Source organism: uncultured Sphingomonas sp. (genome assembly GCF_913776855.1).
Lineage (GTDB): Bacteria > Pseudomonadota > Alphaproteobacteria > Sphingomonadales > Sphingomonadaceae > Sphingomonas.
In genome coordinates this window covers 47,525-59,501 of the sequence record NZ_CAJYQD010000035.1, presented here as the reverse complement: position 1 = coordinate 59,501, position 11,977 = coordinate 47,525, and the positions used below count along the sequence as shown (strand labels likewise).

Here is an 11,977-nt window from a genome sequence, read left to right as displayed (position 1 = left end):
GTAACGAAGCAAACCGAACCCGCGAATGGGCGCGGGCATTGAAAGAAATTGAGTGACACCAAAGAAAGAACTGCTCTTCGTCGCGCTCGGCGGATCGGGCGAAATCGGCATGAACGTCAACCTGTACGGCACCGCCGGCAAATGGCTGATGGTCGATTGCGGCGTGACCTTTGCCGACCCGGCCTATCCGGGCATCGACGTGATGCTGCCCGACCTGCAATTCATCGAGGAACGCGGCGACCAGCTTTTGGGCATCGTCATCACGCATGGCCATGAAGACCATATCGGCGCGCTGCCGTATCTGGCCGCGGATCTCGGCGTGCCGATCTATGCGACGCCGTTCACCGCCGGGCTGATCCGCGGCAAGCTGGACGAGGAAGGCATTGCCGACCGCGTGAAGCTGAAGATCGTGCAGCTGGGCGGCGACGTGAATGTCGGCCCGTTCGGGGTGAAGTTCGTGCCGATGGCGCATTCGATCCCCGAATCCACCTCGCTCGTCATCTCGACGCCGCACGGCAATGTGTTCCACTCGGGCGACTGGAAGCTCGATCCGAATCCGATGGTCGCTACCCCGGCGACGCCTGCGGAACTTACGGCAATCGGTGACGACGGCATCCTGGCGCTCGTGTGCGATTCGACCAACGTCTTCAACACCGAAGCATCGGGTTCCGAGGCGGACGTGCGCCAGGGGCTGTTCGAACAGATCGCGTCGGCCAAAGGGCGGCGGGTGATGGTGACCAGCTTCGCATCGAACGCCGCACGGCTGCACACGCTGGGCGAGGTGGCGCGCGATACGAACCGCAAGGTATGCGTCGCGGGCCGCTCGCTCGACCGCATCCTGAAGGTCGCCAAGGCGACGGGATATCTCAAGGATTTCCCGCAGACCGTCGATTTCGACACCGCAATGCGCCTGCCGCGCGAGCAGGTGCTCATCATCGCAACCGGCGGACAGGGCGAGCAGCGTGCGGCACTGGCCCGTATCGCCAACCGCGAACATCAGCTGAGCCTCGAGGCCGGCGATCGGGTCATCTTCTCGTCGAAGCAGATCCCGGGCAACGAAGTCGCGATCGGCCGCATCCAGAACCAGCTGGCGGCAGCCGGCATCGAGATGATCACCGACCGGCAGGCGCACGTCCATGTGTCGGGCCATCCGGGTCGACCGGAACTGGCCAAGCTCTATGGCTGGCTGCGCCCGAAGGTACTGATGCCCGTCCATGGCGAGATGCGGCACCTGATGGAACATGCCCGGTTCGGCCTGTCGCGGGGGATCAAGCAGACGCTGGTCCAGACCAATGGTGACATCGTGCGACTGGCGCCGGGTAATCCGGTCAAGGTCGGCAACGCCGTTGTCGGACGGCTTGCGCTGGACGGCGACGTGATCCTGCCGGCCGATGGCACGACGATCAACGAACGGCGCAAGCTGGCCGCCTATGGCCATATGTCGGTCGCGGTTGCGGTCGACCGGCGCGGGCAGTTGATCGGCGAGCCGCAGATCCGCGTGCAGGGCGTCCCGGTCGAGGAAGATCGCGAACCTTTCCTCGAGGAAGCGGTCGATGCGGCGGCAGAGGCGGTCGCGTCGAAGGGGCGCGAACGCGGCAAGCTGCCCGAGGCGATCCGCCTTGCGGTGCGCCGCGTGGCGACCCGCTGGACCGGCAAGAAGCCGGTGGTCGACGTCCTCATCATTCCGGCCTGACGCCAATGGCGTGGCAGTCGGCGCTGGCGATCTACCTGCTGTTCTGGGTATTCGCCATGTTCCTGGTCCTGCCGTTCGGGGTTCGCACGACGCATGAAGCGGGCGAACCCCCGGTACCGGGACAGGCCGACAGCGCGCCGGCCGGGTTCAGCTTCGGCCGGATGGCATGGCGGACGACGATCGTCGCGACCTTGCTGTTCGTGCTGTTCTATCTGAACTTCGAGTTCGGGTGGGTGACGGCGGACATGCTCGATTTCTATCGGTAAGGTCGGACGCGGTGCGTTGCGCTGCTTCCGCAATCGCTTATCGAAACCTTCGCCCCGTTCCCTTGGAGCTTGGCTAAAACCTTAGGCGGGGAAGCGGTGGCCCAAGCCACCGGGTTCTCGACGGGCGCTTCTCGACAGGCTCGAAGCTGCTCGAACCGAACGGTTGGCGAGCGCGCTTAGGCAGAGGATTAGCTGCGCAACCGTTCGATCGCCTGCGCCAGCACGACGTACAGCTTGCCCATGTCCGAAGACAACAGCGTGACCCCCATCGGCGACCCGTCGCGCAGCGTCAGGATATGCCGCAGCATCGCTTCGAAATCATGGATGTAACGGTTCACCTGATCGCGGAAGCCGTCGTCCTGATCGTATAGCAGCGCGATGTCGCGGGCCTGTGCGCCGTCGATCAGCCGGACGGCGCGACGGGTGAAGACGCCGCGGTCGCCCTTGAGATAGGCGGCCCACGCGGTATCCGACACGTCGGTCGACAACGACCGGGCAATATCGATCGCGGCGGAGTTCATCGCTTCGATCAGCAGGGAGACACGGCGCGAGAACTGGTCGCTGTCCGCTTCCTCCCGTTCGGCACGGGCGGCGGCGATGCGGTCGTCGAGCTGTTTGCTGGTATCGGCGATGTCGAGCATCTGGCGCGACAGCCGCTCCGATGCCTCGATCGCGGAGGCAACGGCGTGGTTCGCGATGGTCGACAGTTCGGCCACCTGCGACGTCACCGCATTGTCAACGGCATTGGCGAGCGCACGGGCACCCTGTGTCTCCAGATCGCGGGCGACATCGGGCAGTACCTTGGACAGCGTGTCCCGCGCCTGCTGGCTCGCTGCCTCTGCGGTGTCCCGGATGCGCAGCATCGCCTCGGATAGGCGTGGGGCAGCGTCCTCCGCGAACCGGACGGTAGTGGCGATGGTGCCATCGACGATGGTCCGCACACCCTCGATCCGCTCCGCGCCGCGATCCAGCGTGTCGAGCAGCGACTGCTGTACGGTCGACAGCGTGTCGCGCTGCATCGCCACCACACCGGCAATCGCCTCGATCGCGTCATGGGTGCTTTCGGCGGCAGTGACCAATGCCAGCAATTCGGGCTTCGACCGGGCGACGACCGCCCGGCTGTCGGCGATGCGGGCGTCGAGCCGATCGAGTGCGCCCGGCAGCGTCTCGTCCATCTCGCGCGCAGCCGAATCGAGTGCGGTCAGCACTTCCTCGGCGGTGGCGATCACCCGGCGGGCGGTGTCGTCGCCATTGGCCAGCGCCTCGGCCAGCGCGTCGGCAACCTGGGTCAGCGCACCGACCGAGCCGGCCACCGCCTGTGCCCGTTCGACCCCGGTGGTGCGCAGCCGGTCGAACCGGTCATCGACCCCGGACAAGCCGTCATTCAGCAGCGTCAGCAGCGCCTCGCTGTCGCGGCGGCGGTCGTCCAGCTGCCCGGCAAGGCCGCGGATCGACCCGTCGATCTGCGCGACGCGGGTGGCGAGCAGTTCCGCACCCTCGCGACCGGCACGTTCGATCGCCGAGCCGTTCGCCTCGATCATCGCGATGGTCGCGTCACCCTGCGCCGTGATCGCCTTCCGCGATTCATCGATGGCGGCGGCGGCGCGGTCGAGTACCGCGTCGATCGCGCCCGACATGGTGGCGATGACACTTTCCAGCCGGGCGCCGGCACTCTCGCTGGTCGCCTCCATCCGGTTCATATGCGCCGCCAGACGCTGCGCGGCGCCACCGGCCAGTTCGTCGGCCTCGCGCGATCGTTGCGCGACGCCCGCCAGCTGCGCGTCCAGCGCCGCGACCCGTTCGCTGGCGGTCAGGCCGGTCGCGTCGAGCAACGTGGCCAACTCTGCCGTTTCGGCATGGGCGCGCGGCAGGGTGGCGAGGACCGTCGACAGCCGTTGTTCGGTGGTCAGGCTCATCCGGTCGAGCGTCGCGGTGGTTTCGCCGATCGCCGCGATCTGTTGACGCATATCGGCGCTGATCCCGCGCAGCCGGTCGGTGGCGGCATCGCCGAGCATCATCAGTGCCGCGCTCTGATCGACCACTTCGGCCCGCGATTCGGCCAGCGTCCGGCGAACCGACTCCAGTACCTGTTCCAGCGCGAACGCTTCGGCGCGCATCGACTGTGCGGTAGCGGCGAAGCGGCGCGCCTCGCTGCGGCTGTTCCGGCGCAGGAGCAGCCAGGCGATGCCGAGCAACATCGGCGGCACGCACAAGGCGGCGACGAACGACGTGATGCCGACGGGGCCTAGCGCGGGAAGCGAGGGGGCGCTCCACGCCAGCATTCCGCCGATCCACGCGATGCTGGCGGTGGCGGCAACGGCGGGGCCGATCCAGTTGCGGCGGATCGGTTCCGCTTCGGGAAACGCCTCCGCCAGCCAGTGTTGCGTATCGTCGGCCATGGCGTCGGGCGCCGTGAACTCGTCGTCGGCGTCGTGGCGATGCTGATGCAGCCCGGTGATCGAACCCCCGTTCATGCGCCGGGGTCTAACACGATCGGATGGGCAGCGACAGCCGGGTAACGATCGGTTAACCCCGTTCGCGCTATCCCGATTCCATGGCTTATGATCCCGGTGCGATCGATGCGACGCTGGCGGCGGCGGTGGGCGATGAGCCACTGCTGATCGCGGAGCTGCGCGGCGCGTTCATCGACAGCGCCCGGCGCGTGCTGGCCACGATGGAAACCGCGACCGAAGAGCAATGGGCCGGGGCGGCATTCCGGTTGAAGGGCCTAGCTGCGAGTTTCGGTGCGGTCCGGTTGATGACGCTGGCGGCGGAGGCGGCGTCGGCCCCGGTCGGCGACCAGGCGACGTTGCGCCGGCTGCACCGCGCGGTCGATCGCTTCTGATCATCGGCAGCGCGACAGTTCACGCATCGCCGCCTCCAGCCCGTCGAGGGTCAACGGATACATCCGGTCGGCGAACAGGTCGCGGATCAGGCGGGTTGACTGGGTCCAGTCCCAATGCGCCTGCGGGGCGGGATTGATCCACGCCGCCGATCGCCAGTGCGCGGTCAGCCGTTGCAGCCAGACGGCACCAGCCTCTTCGTTGTGATGTTCGACCGACCCGCCGGGATGCACGATCTCGTACGGGCTCATCGCGGCATCGCCGACCACCACCAGCCGACAGTCTGTACCATAGGTCCGCAGCAGATCAGCGGTCGATAACCGTTCGGCAAAGCGTCGGCGGTTGTCGCGCCACACCCCTTCGTAGATGCAGTTGTGGAAATAGAAGAATTCGAGGTGCCGGAACTCTGCGGTGGCGGCCGAGAACAGCTCCTCCACCCGTTCGATGAACGGGTCCATCGATCCGCCGACATCGAGGAACAGCAGCAGCTTCACCGCATTGCGCCGCGCCGGTCGCATCGCGACGTCCAGCCAGCCGCGTCGCGCGGTATCGACGATCGTCGCGTCGAGATCGAGTTCATCGGCGGTTCCTTCGCGTGCGAACCGGCGCAGGCGACGTAGCGCGACCTTCAGGTTGCGCGTCCCCAACTCGCGATCCTGATCGAGATTGCGAAATTCGCGCTGTTCCCAGACTTTTACCGCGCGCCCGTGCCGGCTGTCACCGCCGATGCGGATGCCTTCGGGGTTGTAGCCGCCATGGCCGAACGGACTGGTGCCGCCGGTGCCGATCCATTTCGACCCGCCGTGATGCGCCTCGTCCTGCTCCGCCAACCGCTGGCGCAGCGTCTCCATCGGCGTGTCCCAGTCGCCGGTCGCGTCGATCGCCGCCATCTGTTCTGGCGTCAGATAGCGTTCGGCCACTGCGCGCAGCCAGTCGGCGGGGAGGGCGACCGGATCGACGCCGGCGGGGGCGACGATGCCGCCGAACACTTCGCCAAAGACGCGATCGAAGCGGTCGACCAGTGCCTCGTCCTTTACAAAGGTCGCTCGGGCGAGGTGATAGAAGGCGTCGAGCGTCGGTTCGATGACGCCGCGCTGCATCGCATCGATCAGGACGAGATGCTCGCGGATACCGACCGACAGGCCGGCCCGGCGCAGGGCTTCGACGAACGTGTGGAACATCGCTTCACGCTACCGCATCGCGGCGTACAGGCGCCAGTGCGTACCTGACAGCCCGCTCGGATCGCCGCGTGCAACCTCCCGATAGGGCCGGCCGCACCAGTTCGGAATTGTCGGGAAGGCGGCGTCACCGTCGCGCTCGACGAAGTGGAACCGCGCGGGCGGGCAGGGGGTGCTGGCCAAGGTGATCGGATAGTGCTGCGACCGCGCTGCGGCGATCAGGATCGCGCTCGACCGGGCATAATCGAGTGAAACGGCGGCACCATGTGGCGCAGTGTGGGCCAATGTCGCCACCGCCCGCCCCGGATCACCGCGCAGGTTACGGAGCAATGCCCCATCCGCCCATGCGGTATTCGCGAGAAAGGCCAGCCCTATCGCCGCCGCCAGCCAGCGTCCGACCGGCTGCCGGGCAGCGGATGACAGGGCAATTGCCGCCAGCAGCAACAGCGGCGGCAGGATGACGACATAATAGCGCGCGGCACCGCTGTTCGGGAGCGCCACTATCGCCACCAGCAACGGCAGCACGCAGGCGATCGCCGCCAGCGTCACCATGCGCTCGCGAACGTTCCGAACCAGATAGCCGAGGAGAAGCAGGACGACGACCGAACCGACCGTGCCGTCGATCAGTTGCCCCATCGCGTCCAGCCACTTGCCCCAATCGTGCGGCTCGCGGTTGCCGAGGTGAAACCCTGTGCCGCCGGTCGCGGCTGCAGCCCAGGCGCTTGTTATAAGTGCAAGCGTCACCACTCCCGCCGGTGCGAACAGCGCGACGGTATCAATCAGCCCCCGTCGCCAACCCGCACGCCGCACCCGCTCCACCGTGACCCACAGCGCGAGCATCGCAAGCCCGAACATCATCGTCGCCTGGGCAAGGCATCCGACCAGTGCCGCGATCGCTACGCCGGTCGCCGGTTTCGCCTGCACCGGATCGGCCAGCCAGCGGTCGATCACCCCGATCGCGCAGACCCACGCGAATAGCATCGGCGCATAGCCGCGCGCTTCCGCGCCATAGGTCAGCAGGAACGGTGCGAGGCAAAAGGCGACTGCCGCGAGGATCGCCGGTACCGGGCCGCGGAGGCCGGCGATCTGCGCCGCGACGATGATGGTTGCCGTACCGCTGACGATCGACAATGCGCGTTGGAGCATTGGCGGTGCCGCCGGGCCGACCAGTTGCAGCCAGAGGGTGTTCAGGTGGTGATTGTTGTCATGGTTGATCTGCAACAGCACACCGGCGGGCGTCGCCACTTCCTGTGCAAAGATTGCCGACCATGCCTCGTCGAGCCACAGTCCGCCACGCGCCGCGAGACAGCGAAGCAGGAGCCCGGCCAGCGCGATGCCGGCGATTGCGATCCAATGCCCCCGGCCCATGCCCGTCCCCATGGATGCGGGTCTTACGCTAGACGTCCGGTGATCGTCACGCCCTCAGCGGCCATAGGCATCGATCAGCGATCCGACATAGTCCGGTGCGGCGCTGCTGAGTTCGGTCGCGGGGTGGGGGCCATAGATGAAGCCATGGGTCGGATATTCCGAACTGCCCAGCCCCTGCGAGTCGCGATACCACACCTTCACCCGCGTCCAGTCGCCCTTGGGCGAGACGTCGAACACCGTCACATCCTGTTCCACCGCGCCGCGCACGCCGTTGATCCGCGACCAGTTGGCATGGGTCACCATCGCCACGCGCGGTTCGACCACCCGGCTGATGACCAGCACATGTCCCAGCGGGAGCCGGGACGTCTTGGCAAAGGTCAGGACGGCACCGACGCGCGGCGTATGCCCGCGTGGATAGCGGCCCTGCGCCTGATCCCACCATGTCCACGCATCTCCGTAGATTTCGACGCCCGACGCGGCACGGGCGAACGGCACACACTGTCCGACATAATCGAGCAGCGAGCGCGCGCCGAGCGGGAAGCTGGCGGTGCCGGCGAAGAGGAGCAGCAGGACGCCCCGGAAGAGTGAACCGAACATGCGGCCGATAGTGCGGCCAGGGTGGTCGCCAACCGGTTGGCGATCATGGTTAACGAAATCCTGCCGCCACCGTCCGCCGCTCCCGCAAAACGTCCTGTCGTGGTCAGCCGCCCTTGCGGCGGTGGAGGAAGGCGAGCCGTTCGAACAGCATCACATCGGCTTCGTTCTTCAGCAGCGCGCCGTGCAGCGGCGGGATCGCCTTTGCCGGATCGTGCGATGCCAGTACCTCCAGCGGCATGTCGTCGTGGAGCAGCAGCTTCAGCCAGTCGATCAGCTCGCTGGTCGATGGCTTTTTCTTCAGGCCCGGCGTTTCGCGTACCGCAAAGAACAGGTCGAGCGCACGGTTGACCAGCAGGGTCTGGATACCCGGAAAATGCACGTCGAGGATCGCCTGCATCGTCGCGCGGTCGGGGAAGCGGATATAGTGGAAGAAGCAGCGGCGCAGGAACGCGTCGGGCAGTTCCTTTTCATTGTTCGAGGTGATGACGACGATCGGCCGCTCGCGTGCGGTCACCCGTTCCCCGGTTTCGTAGACGTCGAACGCCATGCGATCGAGTTCGTGGAGCAGGTCGTTCGGAAATTCGATGTCGGCCTTGTCCACCTCATCGATCAGCAGCACCGGCAGGGTGGGGCTGGTGAACGCCTCCCACAATTTTCCCCGCCGGATATAATTGGCGATGTCGTGGACGCGCGGATCGCCAAGCTGCCCGTCGCGCAGCCGCGCCACCGCGTCATATTCGTACAGCCCCTGCTGCGCGCGGGTCGTCGATTTCACGTTCCATTCGATCAGCGGCGCGCCGACCGCCCGCGCGATCTCCTGCGCCAGCACGGTCTTTCCGGTACCAGGCTCCCCCTTCACCAGGAGCGGACGGCGCAGCGTCACAGCCGCATTGACCGCGACCTTCAGATCGTCGGTCGCGACATAGCCGTCGGTTCCCTCGAAGCGCATCGGTGGTGTCGTCATGGCCGGGACGATAGGCGAGCAGGCCGCCCGGCGCTAGACGCGGCTTCCCGCCCGCGCGTCCAGCAGGTCCCACAACCCGCGATGCTGCGCCAGCAACTGTTGCAGGCCGAACGTCATCGCGCGCTCGATCGGCGCTTCGGCAGCCACGGTATCGATCAGGCGCAGCGTCTGCGCGGTCGAGGGCAGGGCGTTCGGAACGGCTTCCAATCCCAGCCGGATCGCGGTCGCGTCCAGCGGGCGGCGGATCGCGGGCCAGTCGAGCGTGACGGCGATCGCCGCACCAAGCGCACAACCGGGACGCACCGATCGCGCGAGCAGGTCGATCGCGTGGCGTTGCGCCGCCAGCGCCGCCTCTGCCGCCGCCTGTCCGGGGGTGCCGGGCGGCGGACCGACCGCAGCCGACACGCGGATCAGATAGGCGCGTTCGTCGGCAAAGGCCGCTGCGGCCTGTTCCAGCCATGCGGTGGCAGACGGATGGAGGTCGGAACGCGCCGCATGGTCGACGACTCCCGGATGCCGTCCGTGGAGCGAGCAGAGCTGGTGCAGGGCATCCGCGACGTCGCGCAGCAGGGCGTCGCCATGCGACAGCCGGTCGGGCGCCCCATGCCCGGCACTGCCATCGGCAAGGACGATCCGCGACAGACGCTCCGCCGTGTCGCAACCGTCCCTGTTTGCAATCGCCACTATCAACCGCCGGCTCCCGTCACTTCGTCACGACGGGTATGACGGCAATAGATAACCCAAGCGCGTAGGAACAAGGTTGCCGGGTTTTTAACCGCTGTGTCCTTCGCGCGACGCGGGTCGAAACCGTCCCGAAACGAACCGCCCCGGCGCTTTGGTAGGGCCGGGGCGGAAGTCTTACTGGTCGAGGAACGAGCGCATCTTGCGGCTGCGGCTGGGATGCTTGAGCTTTCGCAATGCCTTGGCCTCGATCTGACGGATGCGTTCGCGGGTCACGCTGAACTGCTGACCAACTTCCTCCAGCGTGTGATCGGTGTTCATGCCGATGCCGAAGCGCATCCGCAGCACGCGTTCCTCGCGCGGGGTCAGGCTGGCCAGGACGCGGGTGACCGTTTCCTTCAGGTTCGCCTGGATCGCGGCATCGACCGGGATGATCGCGTTCTTGTCCTCGATGAAGTCGCCCAGATGCGAATCCTCCTCGTCGCCGATCGGCGTCTCGAGGCTGATCGGCTCCTTGGCGATTTTCATCACCTTGCGAACCTTTTCCAGCGGCATCGACAGCCGTTCGGCCATCTCCTCCGGCGTCGGTTCACGGCCCTGTTCGTGCAGGAACTGGCGGCTGGTGCGGACCAGCTTGTTGATCGTTTCGATCATGTGAACCGGGATGCGGATCGTCCGCGCCTGATCCGCGATCGAACGGGTGATCGCCTGACGTATCCACCACGTCGCATAGGTGCTGAACTTGTAGCCGCGACGATATTCGAACTTATCGACCGCCTTCATGAGCCCGATATTCCCCTCCTGGATCAGGTCGAGGAACTGCAGGCCGCGATTGGTGTATTTCTTGGCGATCGAGATGACGAGGCGCAGGTTCGCCTCGACCATCTCCTTCTTGGCGATGCGCGCCTCGCGCTCGCCCTTCTGCACCATGTTGACGATGCGGCGGAATTCGCTCAGCGCCATGCCGGTCTGCTGCGCGATCTCGGCGATTTCGCTGCGGATGCGATCGACGGCGGCGCCTTCGTTCTCGACGAACGCCTTCCACTTCTTGTCGATCGTCGCGACCGAGGTCAGCCACTGCTCGTCCAGCTCGTGATCGACATAGCTGTCGAGGAACGCCTTGCGCGGTACCTTGTGACGCTCGGCGAGGCGCAGCATCTGCCCGCCAAGCGCCGTCAGCCGGCGGTTATAGGCATAGAGCTGATCGACCAGATACTCGATCTTCGCCTGGTGGAACTGGACGCTCTCAACCTCGGCGGTCAGCTCTTCGCGCAGCTTCTGGTACTTGCGCTCCTCGGCGGCGCTCAGGCCATCGCCCGCGGCCATCGCGTCCAGGCGCTGCGACTGCATCTTGGAGAATTTCTTGAAGATCGCGGTGATGTTGGCGAACTTCTCCAACGCCTGCGGCTTCAGCTGTTCTTCCATCTGCGCGAGGCTGAGGGTGTTGTCCTCGTCCTCATCGTCGCTCGGACGGGGGGCACGACGCTCGCCGCCTTCCTCATCCTCATCGGCCGACGCTTCCTCGGGCTCCTCCTCGTCCTTGAAGGTCGGGCCGGCGTTCTTGGCGGAAATCTCGCCATTGTCGTCGCCGTCCTCGTCGTCCGACAGCGATTCCGGTGCCGGGTCCTTCGACAGCATCGCGTCGAGATCGAGGATTTCGCGCAGCTGCATCGTGCCTTCGTTCAGCGCGGTCGACCAGCCGATGATCGCGTTGAACGTGATCGGAGACTCGCACAGGCCGAAGATCATCGTGTCGCGACCGGCCTCGATCCGCTTGGCGATGGCGATCTCGCCCTCGCGGCTCAGCAGTTCGACCGCGCCCATTTCGCGCAGGTACATCCGCACCGGATCGTCGGTCCGGTCGACGGTTTCCTTCTTCTTGACCGGTTCGAACGCGGCGGACGCATCGTCCTGATCGGCCGACGCTTCGTCGTCGCCGTCCTCGTCCTGCTTGGCGCGTTCCTCGCCCTCGCCGTCCTCGCCCGCGTCCTCATTCTCGACGACGTTGACGCCCATGTCGTTCAGCGCCGACATGATGTCCTCGATCTGCTCCGAGGTCATCTGATCCTGCGGCAGCATTTCGTTCAGCTGGTCGACGGTGATGTAGCCGCGCTTCTTGGCGCGGGCGACCAGCTTCTTGATCGACCCTTCGTTCAGGTCGATCAGCGGCGCGTCGCCGGTATCGATCGTGTCGTCGCCGCCACCATTCGCCTTGGCCATCAATAACCCTCAAGAAAGTTCACGCAGCGCAACCGCACTGGCGCTATTTTACCCGCCGTCTTTGTCCGTCACCGCGCGTTTTGCAAGCCAAGAGCGTGCAATCGGGCGGTTCGGAGGTAGATTCGAGGCAATTGTACGACGGCGATATGGGAGGCGAGGGCGGGGGG

The 11,977-nt window shown here is 66.2% G+C and carries 10 protein-coding genes; 3 read left to right on the top strand and 7 right to left on the bottom strand.

Annotation, left to right across the window (positions count from 1 at the left end; translation table 11 throughout):
- The first annotated feature begins 52 nt into the window (after positions 1-52).
- On the top strand, positions 53-1,693 hold the full coding sequence (locus QZ755_RS11095) for a ribonuclease J (RefSeq protein ID WP_294322770.1): 1,641 nt from the start codon (positions 53-55) through the stop codon (positions 1,691-1,693).
- Positions 1,694-1,698: 5 nt separating this feature from the next.
- Positions 1,699-1,959 (top strand): DUF1467 family protein, encoded by a 261-nt coding sequence (locus tag QZ755_RS11090; RefSeq protein WP_294322768.1) that lies wholly within the window; start codon positions 1,699-1,701, stop codon positions 1,957-1,959.
- Positions 1,960-2,147: 188 nt separating this feature from the next.
- Here QZ755_RS11090 and QZ755_RS11085 read toward each other — a convergent pair whose 3' ends face one another.
- Positions 2,148-4,433 carry a hypothetical protein gene (locus tag QZ755_RS11085; RefSeq protein ID WP_294322766.1) on the bottom strand — a complete coding sequence of 762 codons (2,286 nt, stop codon included), beginning with the start codon at positions 4,431-4,433 and terminating at the stop codon, positions 2,148-2,150.
- Between the two features lie 80 nt (positions 4,434-4,513).
- Here QZ755_RS11085 and QZ755_RS11080 point away from each other — a divergent pair, with 80 nt between their 5' ends.
- On the top strand, positions 4,514-4,804 hold the full coding sequence (locus QZ755_RS11080; protein ID WP_294322764.1) for an Hpt domain-containing protein: 291 nt from the start codon (positions 4,514-4,516) through the stop codon (positions 4,802-4,804).
- Here QZ755_RS11080 and QZ755_RS11075 read toward each other — a convergent pair whose 3' ends face one another.
- From QZ755_RS11075 to rpoD, 6 genes are all read right to left on the bottom strand, one after another.
- A complete protein-coding gene (locus QZ755_RS11075; protein WP_294322763.1) occupies positions 4,805-5,983 on the bottom strand; it encodes a VWA domain-containing protein in 1,179 nt (392 codons plus the stop codon). It abuts the gene before it with no gap.
- 9 nt (positions 5,984-5,992) lie between these two features.
- The gene (locus tag QZ755_RS11070; protein ID WP_294322761.1) at positions 5,993-7,348 is read right to left on the bottom strand and encodes a hypothetical protein; all 1,356 of its coding nucleotides are present in this window, start codon (positions 7,346-7,348) and stop codon (positions 5,993-5,995) included.
- A 54-nt stretch (positions 7,349-7,402) separates the two neighbouring features.
- Positions 7,403-7,945 (bottom strand): CHAP domain-containing protein, encoded by a 543-nt coding sequence (locus QZ755_RS11065; protein ID WP_294322759.1) that lies wholly within the window; start codon positions 7,943-7,945, stop codon positions 7,403-7,405.
- A gap of 103 nt (positions 7,946-8,048) precedes the next feature.
- On the bottom strand, positions 8,049-8,894 hold the full coding sequence (locus tag QZ755_RS11060; RefSeq protein WP_294322780.1) for a MoxR family ATPase: 846 nt from the start codon (positions 8,892-8,894) through the stop codon (positions 8,049-8,051).
- A gap of 48 nt (positions 8,895-8,942) precedes the next feature.
- Positions 8,943-9,593 carry a hypothetical protein gene (locus QZ755_RS11055; RefSeq protein WP_294322758.1) on the bottom strand — a complete coding sequence of 217 codons (651 nt, stop codon included), beginning with the start codon at positions 9,591-9,593 and terminating at the stop codon, positions 8,943-8,945.
- Positions 9,594-9,767: 174 nt separating this feature from the next.
- Positions 9,768-11,810, bottom strand: a complete 2,043-nt coding sequence (gene rpoD / locus QZ755_RS11050; RefSeq protein ID WP_294322756.1) for an RNA polymerase sigma factor RpoD — start codon at positions 11,808-11,810, stop codon at positions 9,768-9,770.
- Positions 11,811-11,977: the final 167 nt, after the last annotated feature.

Coding starts and splice junctions, on each gene's coding strand:
- QZ755_RS11090 (WP_294322768.1), top strand. CDS start 1,699: ATGGCGTGGCAGTCGGCGCTGGCGATCTACCTGCTGTTCTGGGTATTC.
- QZ755_RS11085 (WP_294322766.1), bottom strand. CDS start 4,433: ATGAACGGGGGTTCGATCACCGGGCTGCATCAGCATCGCCACGACGCC.
- QZ755_RS11080 (WP_294322764.1), top strand. CDS start 4,514: ATGGCTTATGATCCCGGTGCGATCGATGCGACGCTGGCGGCGGCGGTG.
- QZ755_RS11075 (WP_294322763.1), bottom strand. CDS start 5,983: ATGTTCCACACGTTCGTCGAAGCCCTGCGCCGGGCCGGCCTGTCGGTC.
- QZ755_RS11070 (WP_294322761.1), bottom strand. CDS start 7,348: ATGGGCCGGGGGCATTGGATCGCAATCGCCGGCATCGCGCTGGCCGGG.
- QZ755_RS11065 (WP_294322759.1), bottom strand. CDS start 7,945: ATGTTCGGTTCACTCTTCCGGGGCGTCCTGCTGCTCCTCTTCGCCGGC.
- QZ755_RS11060 (WP_294322780.1), bottom strand. CDS start 8,894: ATGCGCTTCGAGGGAACCGACGGCTATGTCGCGACCGACGATCTGAAG.
- rpoD (WP_294322756.1), bottom strand. CDS start 11,810: ATGGCCAAGGCGAATGGTGGCGGCGACGACACGATCGATACCGGCGAC.